Source organism: Neorhizobium galegae (genome assembly GCF_017877135.1).
GTDB classification, from domain to species: Bacteria; Pseudomonadota; Alphaproteobacteria; order Rhizobiales; family Rhizobiaceae; genus Neorhizobium; species Neorhizobium galegae_A.
On the sequence record NZ_JAGIPH010000008.1, the window covers coordinates 138,936 to 155,741 of the forward strand.

The 16,806-nt window shown below is 62.2% G+C and carries 14 protein-coding genes and 1 riboswitch; of the genes, 10 read left to right on the forward strand and 4 right to left on the reverse strand.

Annotation, left to right across the window (positions count from 1 at the left end; all coding sequences use genetic code 11):
- Positions 1-2: 2 nt before the first annotated feature.
- Both J2858_RS20285 and J2858_RS20290 read right to left on the reverse strand, forming a co-directional pair.
- Positions 3-953: a DUF1403 family protein gene (locus J2858_RS20285; protein ID WP_210106678.1), complete on the reverse strand. Its 951-nt coding sequence runs from the start codon at positions 951-953 to the stop codon at positions 3-5.
- 63 nt (positions 954-1,016) lie between these two features.
- Positions 1,017-1,964, reverse strand: coding sequence for a helix-turn-helix domain-containing protein (locus tag J2858_RS20290; protein WP_210106679.1), 948 nt, complete (start codon positions 1,962-1,964; stop codon positions 1,017-1,019).
- 332 nt (positions 1,965-2,296) lie between these two features.
- Here J2858_RS20290 and J2858_RS20295 point away from each other — a divergent pair, with 332 nt between their 5' ends.
- The 8 genes from J2858_RS20295 (at position 2,297) to J2858_RS20330 (ending at position 9,944) form a co-directional block, all read left to right on the forward strand.
- Positions 2,297-3,181 (forward strand): carbohydrate ABC transporter permease, encoded by an 885-nt coding sequence (locus J2858_RS20295; protein WP_210106680.1) that lies wholly within the window; start codon positions 2,297-2,299, stop codon positions 3,179-3,181.
- 4 nt (positions 3,182-3,185) lie between these two features.
- The gene (locus J2858_RS20300) at positions 3,186-4,094 is read left to right on the forward strand and encodes a carbohydrate ABC transporter permease (RefSeq protein WP_210106681.1); all 909 of its coding nucleotides are present in this window, start codon (positions 3,186-3,188) and stop codon (positions 4,092-4,094) included.
- A 4-nt stretch (positions 4,095-4,098) separates the two neighbouring features.
- Complete coding sequence (locus J2858_RS20305) at positions 4,099-5,214, forward strand: ABC transporter ATP-binding protein (RefSeq protein WP_210106682.1); 1,116 nt, start codon at positions 4,099-4,101, stop codon at positions 5,212-5,214.
- Between the two features lie 22 nt (positions 5,215-5,236).
- Complete coding sequence (locus J2858_RS20310) at positions 5,237-6,496, forward strand: ABC transporter substrate-binding protein (protein WP_210106683.1); 1,260 nt, start codon at positions 5,237-5,239, stop codon at positions 6,494-6,496.
- Between the two features lie 80 nt (positions 6,497-6,576).
- Positions 6,577-8,088: a glycoside hydrolase family 28 protein gene (locus tag J2858_RS20315; RefSeq protein ID WP_210106684.1), complete on the forward strand. Its 1,512-nt coding sequence runs from the start codon at positions 6,577-6,579 to the stop codon at positions 8,086-8,088.
- The gene (locus J2858_RS20320) at positions 8,085-9,206 is read left to right on the forward strand and encodes a glycoside hydrolase family 88/105 protein (RefSeq protein ID WP_210106685.1); all 1,122 of its coding nucleotides are present in this window, start codon (positions 8,085-8,087) and stop codon (positions 9,204-9,206) included. Before J2858_RS20315 ends, J2858_RS20320 begins: the two co-directional genes overlap by 4 nt.
- 79 nt (positions 9,207-9,285) lie before the next feature.
- Positions 9,286-9,534, forward strand: a complete 249-nt coding sequence (locus J2858_RS20325) for a type II toxin-antitoxin system VapB family antitoxin (protein ID WP_210106686.1) — start codon at positions 9,286-9,288, stop codon at positions 9,532-9,534.
- A complete protein-coding gene (locus J2858_RS20330; RefSeq protein ID WP_210106687.1) occupies positions 9,531-9,944 on the forward strand; it encodes a type II toxin-antitoxin system VapC family toxin in 414 nt (137 codons plus the stop codon). Before J2858_RS20325 ends, J2858_RS20330 begins: the two co-directional genes overlap by 4 nt.
- A gap of 17 nt (positions 9,945-9,961) precedes the next feature.
- On the opposite strand, the gene J2858_RS20335 is transcribed toward J2858_RS20330, so the two are convergent.
- On the reverse strand, positions 9,962-13,432 hold the full coding sequence (locus tag J2858_RS20335) for an ATP-binding protein (protein WP_210106688.1): 3,471 nt from the start codon (positions 13,430-13,432) through the stop codon (positions 9,962-9,964).
- Positions 13,432-14,700, reverse strand: a complete 1,269-nt coding sequence (locus tag J2858_RS20340) for a metallophosphoesterase family protein (RefSeq protein ID WP_210106689.1) — start codon at positions 14,698-14,700, stop codon at positions 13,432-13,434. The genes J2858_RS20335 and J2858_RS20340 overlap by 1 nt, the downstream gene beginning before the upstream one ends.
- A 130-nt stretch (positions 14,701-14,830) precedes the next feature.
- A riboswitch (TPP riboswitch) is annotated at positions 14,831-14,933 on the forward strand.
- A 141-nt stretch (positions 14,934-15,074) separates the two neighbouring features.
- Between J2858_RS20340 and J2858_RS20345 the strand changes: the two genes are divergently transcribed.
- Together J2858_RS20345 and J2858_RS20350 are read left to right on the forward strand one after the other, a co-directional pair.
- Positions 15,075-15,863, forward strand: coding sequence for an ABC transporter permease (locus J2858_RS20345; RefSeq protein WP_210106690.1), 789 nt, complete (start codon positions 15,075-15,077; stop codon positions 15,861-15,863).
- Positions 15,860-16,804, forward strand: coding sequence for an ABC transporter substrate-binding protein (locus tag J2858_RS20350; RefSeq protein WP_210106691.1), 945 nt, complete (start codon positions 15,860-15,862; stop codon positions 16,802-16,804). The genes J2858_RS20345 and J2858_RS20350 overlap by 4 nt, the downstream gene beginning before the upstream one ends.
- Positions 16,805-16,806 lie beyond the last annotated feature (2 nt).

Genomic DNA, 16,806 nt, shown 5'->3' on the forward strand with positions numbered 1-16,806 from the left:
GATCAGAGCCCGAAGACGCGAGAATTGGGCCGACCGGACAGCTCCCGGATCGCGCCGAACTCTAAAAGCCGCTCGAACAACCGGCGCGAAGCAAAGCGCGACAGTTTTGCGGTCGCCAGCGAGCCGGAGACGGCATCCTCGCTCAACAGGAGATCGATCGCGTCACCGGCGCCTTTGGCACGAAGTTTCGGCACGACGTCCATGAGGCGTTGCGCCCGCCGGTCGATGTCGCCGGCAAAGCGCACCGCGTCGATGGCAGCATCGGCAAGCGACAGGGTGAGGGCGCGGGTAAAACCGTCCGCGTCCGGAGACAGGCGCTTCTGGCTGCGCTCGGCGCGAAAATAGGCGGACTGGCGCTGCGCCATCATCAGCGGCAGTGCCACCGGCCAGCCCATCATTTCCTTCAACAGCTGATCGGCCACCCACCAGGCCAGAAGCTCATAAGCGGCACCGAGCGCCATGATGCGCGAAACGATCTGCGCCATCGCATGGGGCGGCGAGGCTGTTTCGCGCGCTGCGGCCTCGCCCCAGTGCGGCACCGCCTCAAGCTCATCGAGCCAGCGCAGATCGAGCAGTCCCACCACGCCTTTCAGCGTCTCGGCCTCCAGAAACAGCGGCCGGGCGGCAAGCCGCTTCCAGGCGCCGTACATGTTGCCGGAGGGGCCGGCATCATCGCCCGGACGGCGCAGCACCCAGGCATCGCGCAGTTGCGCCTCCTCTTCGCGCCGCCCCGACAGGCGAACGGCAGCGACCGCACATTTCAAGCCCTGGCGCTGACGCCACGCACCGGCCCAGGCATAATCGGCACGCATCACGCGGTCGAGCGCCAGAAGGGCGCCACCGGCCAGAAAGGCTGCCTCCGCATCGCTTTCGACAGCGGCACGCCGGATTGCCCAGGCAGGGACCTGGAAAACAGGTAGATCAGGCTGACGGGATGGTCGCGCAGGAATCATGGGAGGATCATAACGGCTTTGCGCGCTTAGGAAAGAGCAGGGCCCGCGAACCGCACAGTTCTTCTAGCTGGCATCGCCCTCGCCGCTGTCATCCCGAAGTCGGCGCGAAAGCAGGGGATAGACCACCAGTCCGTCCTCCTCGCCGCGCGGAAACTGCCCGTCACGGTGTCGCCGCTCGGCCGCCTTGTAGCCGGCGGGACTGACACCGATGTAATGCTTGAACATGCGCGAGAAATAGTAGCTATCGCCATACCCCACCTGTTCTGCCGTCTGCTTGACCGAGCGCCCGCCGGCCAGCAATCCCATGGCACGCTCCATGCGCTTGAACTCCTGATACTTGGTCGGCGTCAGCCCCACCTGCCGGCGAAAGATGCGGCGAAAGTAATCCTGGTTATAGGGAATGGAGGCGAGCACCGTGCCGACGATCCCGTCGTCCAGCGGGTCTGCCGCAATGCGGCTTGCCGCCACCATGACGGCGAGCGATAGGGCGTCGGGATTGTCCACCGACGCCTCCTGCTGCTGGCGCCAGCCGATAAAGGCTGCCTCGATATATTCGGTGAGAAACACCATGAACATGTGATGCTGGGCAAGCGTCGTCGAAGACAGCGGAACGCTCTCGCGGTAATGCCGCACCAGGGGTTGCAGCATCGGCCACCGCGGCAGCGCAACCGACCGCTTGAGCTCCATCTGCGAGATCAGATCCATGCGCCCGAACACATCGAGCGTAAAATGCTGGGCAACGCCCGTATAGAGATCGCTCGACACCGCGCGCCCGACAAACTGACGGTTGGCCTCGATCAGCATGGCGCAGCCGGGCTCCATCACCACCCGTTCACCGGCGATCTCATACTCTCCGCCTCCCGTAAGACATATGACAAGATCGTGAACGGAATTCGTCTTGTCGATCCGCCAGCTCGGCGAATGCTGCATCTTGATAGTCGAGCGCGTGAGGTTGAGCGTCAGCGCCTGCACGGGAATGGCAGCAAGCGGACCTTGTTCGTTTTTCTCCATCTTTTTGTCCGGAAGCCTCTATTCTCTTCGGTGTCCATGCGGAAGATAGTAGCGCCCATCGATGGAAAACGCCAGTTTTCATCGCCTGTTCAATGGGAGGAGCGGGGCAAGCGGGGAGGAGAGGACGCGTGATGGCGCCGAATATCCCTTTGCCTCGAGATCAAGATGCAGAATTCGGACTACCCGGAATTCCCTCGACCTGTCGCCGGGACCCCGAGCGCCGCCGCATTTAAGCCGCGGCAGGGACGCCCTGCCCGCCAGCGCGACGGCCGCCACAACATGTATGACATGATGGTGGATGCCACAAACACATGGCCCGTTGGAGGTCGTGCATGAGTGGCGACAACCGCTTTCTCGGGCTCTTCTACCTGTCGCCCTATATCATCGGGCTCCTGGTGTTCACGGCGCTGCCTTTTGCCGCCTCGTTCTATCTGAGCTTTACCGATTACAATCTGATGTCCTCGCCGGTGTTTACCGGGCTCGACAACTACTGGAAGCTGTTTACCGGCGACCGCACCTTTCGCAAGTCGCTATGGGTCACGCTCGTCTACGTGTTCACCACCGTACCGCTGAAGCTCGCCTTTGCGCTCTTCATCGCGGTCATCCTGAACTACAAGCTGAAATTCATCAATTTCTTCCGCACCGCCTTCTACGTGCCCTCAATCCTCGGCGGCTCCATCGCGATTGCCGTGATGTGGCGGTATCTTTTTGCCGATGTCGGCATCGTCAACATGGGGCTGGCAACGCTTGGGTTCGAGCCGGTCAACTGGTTCGGCGATCCCACAAACGCGCTCTTCACCATCACGCTTTTGCGCCTCTGGCAGTTCGGCTCGGCCATGGTGATTTTCCTTGCGGCGCTTCAGAGCATCGACAAGTCGCTCTACGAGGCAGCCTCGATCGATGGCGCGGGCAAGTTCTCAACCTTCTGGCACATCACCATGCCGTTGATCACGCCGGTCATCTTCTTCAACCTGATCATGCAGATGGTCCAGGCCTTCCAGGAGTTCAACGGCCCCTACATCATCACGCAGGGCGGGCCGCTCAAATCCACCTATCTCCTGCCGCTCTACATCTATGAGGAAGCCTTCCGCCGTTTCGACATGGGTTATGCCTCCGCCATTGCCTGGGTGCTCTTCGTCATCATCATGGTGCTCACCCTCATCGCCTTCTGGTCCTCGCGCCATTGGGTCTATTACGCCGGCGACAAGAGGAGCTGATCCGATGGCAAACCATATCCTTTCAGAAAACCTCGCGCTCGATGAGGAAGCAGACCGCATCCTGAAGGCGCAGCGCCGCCGCCAGTTCATCAGCGCCACCCTGCGATACGGCGTGCTGACGCTCGTCGGCCTCGTCATGCTCTATCCGCTGATCTGGCTGATCGGCGCCTCGTTCAAGACCAATTCGGAAATCTTCGCCGGCGCCGGCTTCATCCCGAACGAAGCCACCATTTCCGGCTATGTGCAGGGCTGGCAGACCTCGACGCCCTATACGTTCGGGCGGTTCTTCTGGAACACGTTTCTGATCGTCGTGCCAAAGATGATCGGCACGGTGGTGTCCTGCACGGCGGTCGCCTACGGGTTTGCCCGCTTTGATTTCCCGGGCAAGAAGGTCCTGTTTGCCTCGCTGATTGCCACGCTTTTGCTGCCGAACGTCGTCACCCGCATTCCGCAATATCTGCTGTTTCGTGATCTCGGCTGGCTCGATAGTTTTCTGCCGCTCTGGGTGCCCTCGGCCTTTGCTGGTGATGCCTTCTTCGTCTTCATGCTGGTGCAGTTCCTGCGCGCCATTCCGCGCGACATGGAAGAGGCCGCCCGCGTCGATGGCGCCAACACCTGGCAGGTGCTGCTGTTCATCGTCGTGCCGCTTCTGACGCCGGCGCTGATTTCGGTCTGCCTCTTCCAGTTCATGTGGACGATGAATGATTTTCTGGGTCCCCTGATCTACCTCTCCTCGGTCGACAAGTTCCCGGTGTCGCTCGCCCTCAAGCTCTCCATCGATACCACCGAAGCCTTCGAGTGGAACCGCATCCTCGCCATGTCGGTACTGACCATCATGCCGGCGCTCATCGTGTTCTTCGTGGCGCAGAAATATTTCATCGAAGGCATCTCCGCCGGTGGCGTGAAAGGATAAGACAATGGCTCGCCTGCAGCTTAGAAACCTCGAAAAAGACTATGGCGGCTTCAAAGCCGTCCACGGCATCAACCTGGACGTCGCAGACGGCGAGTTCATGGTTCTGGTCGGCCCCTCCGGCTGCGCCAAATCGACGACGCTGCGCATGATCGCCGGCTTGGAGCGCATCACCGGCGGCGAGATCCGCATCGGCGACAACCTCGTCAACGACAAGGCGCCGGGCGAACGCGGCATCGCCATGGTGTTCCAGAACTATGCGCTCTATCCCCACATGAAGGTGCGCAAGAACCTCTCCTTCGGGCTTCGCCTGAAGCGCCGGCCGGCCGAAGAGATCGAACAGGCAACGCAGGACGTCTCCAACATCCTTGAAATCGGCGACTATCTGGAACGGCTGCCGAAGCAACTATCCGGTGGCCAGGCGCAGCGTGTCGCCGTCGGGCGCGCCCTCATCAAGAAACCGCAGGTCTTTCTGTTCGACGAGCCGTTGTCGAACCTTGACGCCAAGCTGCGTGCCTCCATGCGCGTGCGCATCACCGATCTGCACAAGCAACTGAAGGCCGACGGGTTACAGTCCACTGTCGTTTATGTCACGCATGACCAGACGGAAGCCATGACCATGGGCGACCGCATCTGCGTGATGAAGGAAGGCCGCATCATGCAGGTGGCCGATCCGGTGACGCTTTATAACCGCCCGGCCAATGCCTTCGTGGCCGGCTTCATCGGCAGCCCGGAAATGAACCTCATCGATGCGGAATTGTCCGGCAGCCGTCTGGCGATCGGCACCCAGACCTATGACCTGTCGCCTGAGATCATGGCGCGTCTCAGCCCGAAGACGCCGAAGGGTGTCACGCTTGGCGTGCGCCCGCAGCATTTTGCCGTGGTGGGGCCAGAGGCAGGGAACGCGCTCACGGGCCGCGTCTCGCATGTCGAGTTCATGGGCCACGAGGTCTACCTCTACATCCATGTCGAGGGCCAGCAGATCATCGCGGTCGTCTCCGCCAGCAATTACGACCGCAGCAAGATCAACGGCGATCTCGTGCGCCTTTCGCCGCAGCCCGAGGCCGCTCATCTGTTCGATCGCCAGTCCGGGGAAACCATTTCCCTGGCCGCCATCCAGTAACCACCGTTCGGGGAGGAACGACATGAAACTGACCAAACTTCTTCTGGCCACGGCATTTGCCGCAACCAGTCTTGCGCCACTTGCCCACTCTGCCGATCTGCGCATGTCCTGGTGGGGTGGCGACAGCCGCCACAAGGCAACGCAGGCAGCGCTGAAAGCCTGCGGCGAAAAACATGGCCACACCATTGCGCCGGAATATACCGGCTGGGACGGGCATCTGGAAAAGGTCACCACCCAGATTGCCGGTGGCACCGAAGCCGACATCATGCAGATCAACTGGCCGTGGCTGCCGCTGTTTTCCATCAAGGGCGATGGTTTTGCCGATCTGTCCCAGTTCAAGGACGTGATCGACCTCAGTCAGTGGACGAAGGAAGAATTGGCCGCCGGTTCGATGAACGGCAAGCTGAACGGTCTTCCCGTTTCCACCACCGGCCGCGTCTTCATGTTCAACAAGACAGCTCTCGACAAGGCAGGCGTTGCCATTCCCAAAACCTGGGATGAACTGTTTGCGGCGGCAAAAACGCTGAAGGAAAAGGTCGGGCCGGGCGCTTATCCGATGAATGCGGTGAAGGAAACCGCCGTGCTCTTGATCTCGCTTAACGCCACGCAGGCGACGGGCAAGGATCTTGTCGATCAAAAGACCGGCAAGGTGGCCTGGACCGAGGAAGAGCTGACATCGGCCATCGACTTCTACGGCAAGATGGTGAGCGAAGGCGTCGTGATCTCGCAGAAGGACAACGCCGCCGAGGGCAATCTCAACCTGTTTGAAAGCCCCAAATGGGTCGATGGCCGCATCTCCGGCTCCTATGAGTGGGATTCGACCTATTCCAAATATGCCGACCCGCTGAAGGGCCAGGTGCTGGAACCGGTGGCGCTTCTGAAGAATGCCGATGCCAAGACCGAAGGCGTCTACCGCAAGCCCTCCATGGTGTTTTCGATCTCCAAGCGCTCAAAGAACCCGAAGGCGGCCGCGGAAATCGTCAACTGCCTGCTGAACGAGCCGGAAGGTATCAAGGCGCTCGGCACCTCGCGCGGCCTCCCGGCGAGCAAGGTGGCGGCAAAGACACTGCTGGATGCGGGCGTCATCGAACCGGAACTGGCAGCCGCCAATGCCATCATTCTCGCCGGCACCGGTCCGACCGTGTCTCCGCTGAATGAGCATCCGGAAGTGCGGGCCGTCTTCATCGATACGCTGGAGCAATATGCCTACGGGCAGATGACGTCAGCGGAAGCGGCCGAAGAAATCATCGACGGCGTCAACGACGTCCTGAAGAAGTTCTGACGCATTTGCCGGCCGCACTGCCTTTGCCGCGCGGCCGGCCCTTTCTTCCGGCAGCACTGGATGTGATGAGGACACGACCCATGACCAGCCTTTTGCCGCTCTGCGCCAGCGCGCGGACCGCCAGTTTCAGCCTCGACGCCGGGCGCCAGTTCTTTGTATTGGAGCGTCCGCAGCGCTGGCAACTGGCCGACAGCGACGGAACCGTTCAGGCTGAAGGCTCGACCGCGACGGTGGTGTTCACCATTACCGGACTTATGCCTGCAACAGCCTATCGCCTGATCATCGACGGCGCACGGCTTGACTTTGAAACCGCGCCGGAAAGCACCTTGATCGACATTACGACGCGGGGCGCCTCACCGGAGGCGGATAACAATGCGCCGGCCATCCAGTCTGCCATCGACCAGCTGCCGCCGGGGGGAACCCTGAAAATCCCGTCTGGCACGTTCCGCACAGGCCCGCTTTTCCTCAAGAGCGATATGACGCTTCTTCTGGAAGAGGGCGCCTGTCTGCTCGGTCATCCGGACAGGAGCCTCTATCCGGTGCTTCCCGCTCACCACGGCGACGGGCGTGTGCTTGGCACCTGGGAAGGCGTCGCCGAAGCCTGCTTTGCCAGCCTTATCACCGCCATAGACTGCAGAAATCTTAGGATTACCGGCGCCGGCACCATCGATGGCGGCGGCGATGCCGGTGACTGGTGGACATGGCCGAAGGAGACCCGTGAAGGCGCACGCCGTCCGCGCACGCTGTTTATCTCGAACGGGCGCGAGATCACCCTTTCCGGCATCACCGTGCGCAACTCGCCCTCCTGGACTATCCACCCGGTCTTTTGCGAAAACCTGCTGGCTGCGGATTTGAAAATCGAGAACGACCCGCTGTCGCCCAATACCGACGGCTTCAACCCGGAATGCTGCCGCGATGTCACGCTGACGGGTCTGTCTTTTTCTGTCGGTGACGACTGCATCGCCATCAAGGCCGGCAAGCGGGATCCGAAAGGTGGGCTCGACCAAAGCTGCGAGCGCATCACCATCGAAAATTGCCGCATGGAGCGCGGCCATGGCGGCGTTGTCATCGGCAGTGAAATGAGCGGCGGCGTACGCGACGTCACCGTTCGCCGCTGCATCCTGTCCGAAACCGACCGTGGATTGCGGGTGAAAACCCGGCGCGGGCGCGGCGGAGCGGTGTCCAACATCACGCTGGAGGATTGCGTGATGGACCGGGTCGCCATGCCGCTCGTCATCAACAGCTTCTATTTCTGCGATGCCGACGGGCGTTCGGATTATGTCCAGTCACGCCAGCCGATTCCCGTCGACAATGCAACCCCGCGCATTTCCGGCATCACCATCCGCAATGTCGTGGCCCGAAATGTCGGCGTGGCGGCCGCAGCCTTCTACGGACTGCCGGAGGCGCCGATCACCGGCATTGTCATCGACAATTACCAGGTCACCTACGATCCGGACGCGCGGTCGGACGTGCCGGACATGGCGCTTAATTTCCAGCCGATGCGTCATGGCGCGATCATTGCCGAACATGCCGAATTTACCCGCCGCAGCGGTATCCGCCTTCCTTCCCCCGATCAGAGTATTGCCGTATGACTGCACGCCTCACCGACTATTTCGACGCCTATGCGGCAGACTACGCGCCTTACAAGGGTGGCGCCTGGTGTTACGAGGATGGCTGCCTCTATCGCGGGCTGATTGCGCTGTTCGAGGCGACCGGCGAACAGCGCTGGTTCGATCACCTGAAGCGGCTGATCGACAAGCAGGTCAGCGCCTCGGGTGAACTTGCCGGCTATACGGTCGAAGAATACAATATCGACAACATCCTGCCCGGTCGCGCGCTGGTCACTCTGGCACGCCAGACCGGCGACGAACGGTATCGCAAGGCCGCACATCTCCTGGCGCGCCAGTTCGACACCCATCCGCGCATCGCAGCCGGCCCGCATTGGCACAAGCTCCGCTATCCCCACCAGGTCTGGCTGGATGGGCTTTACATGGCGCTGCCGTTCAAGCTGGACTATGCAGCTCTCGTCCGACGGCCGGCATTGGCCGACGAATCCGTGCAGGAGCTTCTGACGGCGCTCGACCTCACCTTCGATACGGCAAGCGGGCTTTACCGGCACGGCTATGATGAAAGCCGCCTGCAATCCTGGGCCGACAAGGAAACCGGCCTTTCCCCGGCCCATTGGGCGCGCTCCATCGGATGGATGGCGATGGCCATGATCGACATGCTGGACATGCTTGAACCTGCACCAGCAAGAGATGACTTGGCCGCCCGGCTTTCTGCCCTTCTTTCAAAGCTTGAGACGCTGCGCACCGAAGATGGCCGCTGGCTGCAAGTGATCGACCAGCCGGGCCTTGCAGGCAATTATGCGGAAAGCTCGGCCACGGCCATGTTCGCCTATGTTTTTCTGAAGGCTGCACGTCTTCAGCTTACGCAGGCTGACGCAAGCGTTGGCCTGCAGGCACTCGATGCCCTTCAACAATTGTCCCTGCGGCCAAATCAGCAAGGGCGAACGGTGCTGCAGGACATCTGTTGCGTTGCCGGTCTTGGCGGGTTCGACGGCCATTACCGGGATGGCACGCCTGCCTATTACGTGTCGGAAGTCCAGCGCGATGACGATATCAAGGGCGTCGGGCCGTTGATGATGGCCTATGCGGAACAGGTTGTCGGCGCAAAGACGGCTCTTACCAAAGAGACTGCCGTTGCCTGACATGCTATCAAGCCAGCATCTGCCATCTTGATGGCATGTGCTGTTGTCCCTATACTCCTTGGCACAAGGAGATGAAACCATGGTCGAACCCCAGCTATCCGTGCGAAGTGCCAAGGCGCGTGATCTTGCCCATCGGCTGGCCCGGAGGGAAAACCGGTCGATTGCCGATATCGTCGAGCGCGCGCTCGAATCCTATGAAGTGCGCGAGGCGGGCCGTGAACCGGCCCTGCAATTTTATGCGCGACTGGCCGAGACAGGCAGCAGCGACATCGATCTTGACGACATCATCCGCACCGGACGCACGCCGCATGCGGGGCTCGATCTTTGATCTTCATCGATACCAATGTGATATCGGAAACGCTGAAAAAAGCGCCGGCGCCAGCCGTCATCGCCTGGCTGGTGCGCCATGATGCCGAGATCGCCCTGTCGTCGATTGCGATTGCAGAAATTGCTTATGGCATCCAGAAAATCCGGCCGGACGAGCGTGCCGACCGTCTGGAGCAGGGTCTTTCCGATTGGCGCCGCCGATTTGCCGACCGCATCTTCGCCTTCACCGAAGAGGCAGCCCTTGCCTATGGCGATATCATGGGACAAGCAGCCCGAAAGGGCCGCACGATGTCGGCACCCGACGGCATGATTGCCGCTGTCGCAAAAATCCACGGCGGCCGGTTTGCCACCCGCAACACCGGTGACTTCCTGACCACCGGACTTGCCCTCACCAACCCCTGGGACTTCTGAACCGGCTTCAGATGATCCTAAAGCGCGTGGATCTTCACGCCCGGCACCACGGACTGTGCAATCTCGCATAGGTGACGGTGGTGGGTGAGGTAAATCACCTGCCCGAGGCCCGCCATCTGGCCGAACAGCCGAAACACTTCCTCGGCGCGGAATTCGTCGAAGGTTTCCATGATATCGTCGGCCACGAACGGCACCGAGGGCCGAACGGCGGCAAATTCTTCGTAGCCCGCCAGACGCAGCGCCAGATAAAGCTGGTAACGGGTCCCGGTCGACATGGCGTCCGACAGCTTGGACGCACCGTCTCGCGCAACACCGATGAGGATTTCGCGATCCTTGTCCGGTTGCGCGGCAAGGCCGGAATAATCGCCGCGCGTGATCTGGGCAAAGGCCTGCGAGGCCCGCTTCATCATCGAGCTTCGATGCTTTTCCCGGTAAAGCGACAGCGCGCTTTCGGCGGCAAGCGTTCCGGCGCGAAGCCTCAGATACCCGACGGCCAGTTCCTCGATCTGCAGGAGAAGCGTTGTGCGCTCTGCCTCGATCTTGGCCACGGCATCATCGCCGCCCACGGCATCGACCCGGTCTTTGGCGCGGGTGAGGTCGGCAAAGACGATGCGGCTGCGCTCGGCAAGATTGTCGATCCGCCCGGAGACCTCTTCTGCCGCCCGTGCCGTCTCTTCGGCATCGGTTTGCTGCAACAGCTGCTCAGCCTCCGTCACGGTGGCAACCTTCATTTCGGCCAACAACTGCTCGCGAAGCTCCGCCATCCGCCGCTCCATCCGGTCGCGTTCCGCCGCCTGCTCCAGCCGCTGGCTGACTTCGGCAAGGGTATCGACAGAAAAGAAGGACGTAAGCGTCGCCTTCCGCGCCTCGTAGTCTTCGATCTGCCGCTCCAGGTCCTGCAGCTCGTCGCGAGCGGCATGGAGATCAGCCTGCTTGGCGGCTTTCTGCGCGGCATGCCGCTCGGCCTCGGTCACTCGGCGCACCAGCTGATCCGCCTGAGCCAGAACCGGAAGGTCGGATGCGTCCAGATTCGTCTGAAGTGCAAGCTTTGCGACATCGGTTGCAAAGACGCGGCTATCGCGCTCCATCAGATCGATGCGATGGGCAAGCTGGTCGCGCTCCTTAAGGACAGCCGGAAGATCGGCAAGCACATCCAGAATGGCGCGCACGGCCGCCGGCTCCGTCTCCCCGGCAAACCATGTGGCAGACAGTGCCTCGCCCCAAGCCTTCTGCCATGCGCCGTCGCTGCGGCTGGCAGCCTCAAGCACCCTTTGCCGCTCGTTCACATCCTGCTGCAGCTCGACAAGCCGTGCGACAAGATTTGCCTGCTGCTGCACCCTGTCCCGCGCCTTGGCCAGACGGTCCGCCGCCTGATTGACCATCTGACGCAGAGGAGCCTCCTTGTCCGCCGCCCAGCCGAGATCGGCAAGAGCCAGCATCAGTTCGGCCACCTCATCCTGAAGCTCGGCCTCCACCGCCTGCCGACGCAGCTTTGCCTTGTCCAGTGCATCGGCAGCCAGGAGGCACTCCGTGAGCTTGTCGGCAAAGGCTTCGAGCAAAGACAGCAGGCTATAGATATCCGGCTGTTTAACACCGGCGATCAGCCGGGGAGCGGCCTCCTCCACGGTTCGGATCAGGGCCTGCAGATCCCGCTCGGCCGTGCCGGCGCCTGCCGCTTCGCGCGCGAGACTTGCCTGTGCGACCTGCTCTTCCTGGCGAAGCTGGCGCAGTTCGGCAAGTTCGCTCGCATGACCAAGCCGGGTCTCGGCAAGCCGATCATCCAGGACGAGGCGCTCATGGAATGCCTGCGCCGATGGCAGATCCAGCGCCTGAAGATGCGCCTGCCAAGCGGCATCACGGCTCTTGCGGCTTTCTGCCGCCGTCTCGTCGTCAAAAACGTCCCCGCCAGACAGAGCTTTCGACCGGGCTTGAAGTTCGCCAAGCCGGGCGCCCAGTTCGGCACGCCGTTCCGTGTGGCGTTGAAGGCGGCGGTTGATCTCGTCGGCCTCGACGCGCCAACGATCCAGCTGGCGATGACCCGGCAGAATGGTCTCCCGCAGAGCCCCAATATTGTGAATGGGCGGCTGCAGACGTCCCATCATGCGAAGAAGGTCGGCCTCCATCTGCTCGGTGGTGCGGGTCTCGATGGCCAGAAGCGTCTGTTTCTCGCCCTTCTGCAGTCGGGAGACGACAGCTTCCAGCCGGCTGAGCGGCCCGGCTTCCACAGCGGGCAGATCGCCTTGCTGTTGCTGCGCGGTGATCTCCTCAACACCCCGGCGCGCCCGCTCCAGTTCGCGCTCCGCGGTCTCGATCCTTGCCGCAATGCCGGATCGGGCCTCGATCAGGTCCCGCAATTTTGCGCCAAGTGCTGCCGGCAGAACAAGCGCCGAGGCGTCCTTGTGATCCTGCTGGCCAAGTGATTTCAGGATCGCGCCGAGAGCGGCTTCCTGTTCGACAAAGGCCAGGCGGCGCTTGGGCAGATCGTCTTCGGCCGTCAAATACCGGGCGCGGCCGGCCCCCAGAGCCGCGATCGCGCTTGCCGCCGCCAGCACATCCTCATCCACGGCAATCACCGCGATGTCCGCCTGAAGCCGGTCGACCAGCGCCTCAAGCCCGGCCTTTTGCGTCTGCAAGCGCGTTTCGTCGCGCATCAGGTCCGCCAGCAGCGAAGCCCATTCGCGCGGCGGACGTGGCAGATCACCATATGCCGCAAGCTGAGCCTCCAGCCGCGCCAGATCGCGCGCCAGCGGTCTTGCCCGCATCAGCGACGAGAGACGGGCCTGCTCGGCCCGCGCCGAAGACAGCTCGGCCAGCGTCTCCTCATAGGCCTTTTCGGCCTGTGCCTTCGCCGCCACGAGGCCGGCATAGGTGGAGGCATAGGTATCGACCCGGTCGCGCTCGCCCTTCAGCCCCGCCAACTGCTGCTTCATTTCGGAAAGCTGCGTGTTGCGGGCGCGCTTGCGGTGAAACTGATGCGCTTCGTCGGTTGCCGTCGTCAGCACCCGGCTGACATCGGCAAGGCCGGAACTCGCCGAAAACAGCATCTCGCCCAGATCGCCGCGGCTTTCGACAATCGCGGCACCGCCGTCGCGCAGCGAGCGCTCGTCGAGCGAGAACATGGTGCGATAGGCCTCGCGCGTCAGCCCGCCGAGCGCCGATGACAACAGGATTTCATTGACCGGCTGGCCCCGCCCATCAATCAGCGCATTGGTCCGCTGTTTGAGCCGCACGAGTTCATGGTCGCCTCCGTCAAATTCCAGCACGCCGCCCACCTGCATGGCATTATAGGCATGCAGGAAATTGTAGCTGCTGCGCTCAGGGATGCCGAACAGCAGATCGAGATAGCCCGAAAAGGCCGTCGACTTGCCGGCCTCGTTCAGACCATAGACGATATGCAGATCCGGACTGCCGGCGCTCGCCGCACCGAAATCGATCGTATGGTCGGTAAACTTGCCGTAGCGGGTGAGATCGAGCCGACGAAGCCGCATCAGCCTTCCTCAGCCGGGACGGCGGCAAGCCGCGCCAGAAGGTCCTCGCCTCCCTCGCGGATAAGATCTTCCAGAAAGCGCTCGAAGGCTGCCGGGTCACTGCCGGCAAATCGCCGGCTCTCCGGCGGCAGATCGTCCAGAAGCCCCTGCACCATGTCACGCACCTGCGCGCGGTAACCGTGCGCCGGCATCACGTCATCGCGCATCAGTGCGCCAAGCTCATGAACCGGATCGCTCGTCGTCTGTTGCGGGCGCACCGATAGTGCCTGAACGTCCAGCTCCAGTTTTTCGATCCAGGCACGGCCGGTGCGTTCCGCCCGCTGCTCGGCTTCGCTAAGGAGAAGATCGGCATCGCGCCGCATGGCAAAGGAAAGCGGCGTCATTCCGACCAGCCGCAATCGCGCCACCAGATGGTCGGAGCGGGTGCGTAGGCGTTCCTCTTCGACGGCGTGGCCGATGAGGTCGACAAGGCCGCGCCAGTCTTCGGCCGGCGAAACATCCACCGTGACGCGGGCAAACTGCGCAAGGCTCGTCAACCGCTCCTCGACGCTGACCGTTCCGTCATCGCCGACAGTCACCAGCGACACGGTCTTCTCCCCCGCTTCGTTGATGTCGCGGCCCTGCGGCATGCCGGGCATGATGACGGTCCTCGAGCCCGCATGATGCGTGCGCTGATGGATGTGGCCAAGCGCCCAGTAGTCGAAGCCCGAGCCGTGCAGATCGGCAACCGAGCAGGGGGCATAAAGGTCATGGCCGGGGGCACCGGCAAGGCTGGTGTGCATGATGCCGAGATTGACGGCCCCGGATATCGGCGCCTTGTATTTGGGCAACAGGCTTTCCGGCGCCTGCGGCTTTGCAAAGCTGAGGCCGTGGATGGCAACATTCAGCCCGCCGCGCGCAAGCTCGATAGCCTCTGCGCGACCGGAAAACACTTTCACCGACGGCGGCAGCACCAGTTCCTGGGTGATTTTCGACAGGGCGTCATGGTTGCCGCGTATCTTGAAGACGGAAAGGCCGGCCTCATGCAGCCGCTGCATCTGGCTCGCCAGAAAGCGGGCCGTCTTCATCGACGTCTGATCGCCATCATAAAGATCGCCGGCGATGATCAGCGCGTCCACCTGTTCGTCAAGGCAGAGATCGACAATGCGCACCAGCGCCTGTCGTGTCGCATCGCCGACAAGGGTGGCAAGATCGGCGTTTCTGAGCGAGAGCGACCGCAGCGGGCTGTCGAGATGCAGATCGGCGGTGTGAACGAACCTGAAGGCCATGGCCGAGATTTACCGCCCTTGAGGGCCGCGTGCAATGGCGCCGGTCCATTCCAGCCACTCTATCCCCCGCGCAGATACCCCAACATTCATGACAGGCAATTGACATCCGGAGCAAATTCCACAAAGGTCGCGACATTCCGAGGGGAGCATCGAACGATGCTGAGATGGCGCTGAGCCGGACCCTTGAACCTGATCCGGGTCATGCCGGCGTAGGAACGGAAAACGCGCCTGTCCAGCGCCTATTCTCTTCTCCGCTTCACCTGGATCTCCCTGCTGCAAGGTTTGGAGATCGCGATGCCATTGATGAAAACCGCAGCTTTGCGCTGCCCAAGACGGTTTATTGCCCATCGACCTGCCGCTGACACCTGACGGCGATGCATTTCCGGCAGACGGGCTATGCCCTCCTTCTCCTTCTTGGCGCGTGGCAGGCTGTGATCCTCGCCTTTTCGCCGCCGCGCTACATCCTGCCGTCGCCTCTCGCGGTGGCCATGAGCTATGGCCGCCAGCCGCAATTCCTCATGCACCATGCCCTGATCACCGCCGGTGAAATCCTCATCGGTCTTGTCGTCGGCTGCGGGCTTGGCGCGCTGACGGCGCTCTGCGTTGCGGCTTTCCCGAAGACAGGCCGGCTCGTCTGGCCGCTCGTCGTGGTGCTGCAGGCTTTTCCGGTCTTCGTGCTGGCGCCCATTCTCGTCATCTGGCTGGGTTTTGGCATGGCCTCGAAAGTAGCGATGACGGTGATCATCATCTTCTTTCCAGTCGCCTCCGCCTTTGCCGATGGCCTTCGCCGCACCGAACCGGTGCTGATCGATGCCGCCTCGCTGACGCCAGCCAGCCATTTCCAGATCCTGCGCCACATCCGCCTGCCGCTGGCACTTCCAGCCCTTGTCTCGGGACTTCGGGTTGCCGCACCGCTTGCGCCGCTTGGCGCCATTGTCGGCGAATGGGTGGGTGCTGCCGGCGGCCTCGGCTTCGTCATGGTGCAGGCCAATGCCCGCATGCAGACCGACATGCTGTTTGCCGCCATGGTCATCCTTGCCCTGTTTACCGTTCTCCTGCGGCTTGCCGTCGATCGCCTGACGAGGGGCCTTGCGCCCTGGGCCCGGGAAGCAACGGACACATCCCGCCACCCATCCTTTCCACCAAGGAAACTCTCCGCATGAAACGCTTAACAGCAGCGCTCGCCACCGCTCTTGCCCTGACCCTTGCTCCCGCCGCCTCGCAGGCGGCCGACAAGCTGAGCGTGCTCCTCGAATGGTTCGTCAATCCCGATCACGCTCCCATGGTGATTGCCGTAGAGAAGGGCTATTTTGCCGAGGAGGGGCTTGAGGTGGAGCTGATCCCGCCATCGGACCCGTCGGCCGTGCCGCGCCTCGTCTCCACCGCGCAGGCCGATATCGGCATCCACTATCAGCCGAACCTCTATCTCGACCATGCCAACGGCCTGCCACTCGTGCGCTTCGGCACGCTGGTCGAAACGCCGCTGAACACCGTTACCGTGCTGGCCGACGGCCCGATCAAGACGCTGAAGGACCTGAAGGGCAAGAAGGTCGGCTTCTCCGTTTCCGGCTTCGAGGATGCCATGCTGAAGCGCATGCTGGCCTCCGAAGGAGTGGACCTGCAGGAGGTCGAGCTGGTCAACGTCAACTTCTCCCTCTCGCCCTCACTGATCGGCGGACAAGTGGATGCGACGCTTGGCGGCTTCCGAAATTTCGAGCTCACCCAGATGCAGATCGAGGGCCATAAGGGCCGCGCCTTTTTCCCCGAGGAGCATGGGGTGCCGCTCTATGACGAACTGATCTTCGTGACGCGGCCGGAGCTTCTCTCGGACAGCCGCCTGCCGCGCTTCCTGCATGCGGTGGAAAAGGCCGCAGTTTACCTGACGAACCATCCGGACGATGCCTGGCAACTGTTCATCAAGGACTATCCGAACCTTGACGACGCGCTGAACCGGCAGGCCTTTACCGATAGTCTGCCGCGATTTGCCAAGCGCCCGGCAGCCCTCGATCATGCCCGCTACCAACGCTTCGGTGCCTTCATGGCCAAAAGCGGTCTTATTGCAAAGGCGCCGCCGGTCGCAGATCTGGCCGTGGAGCTGAAGTGACG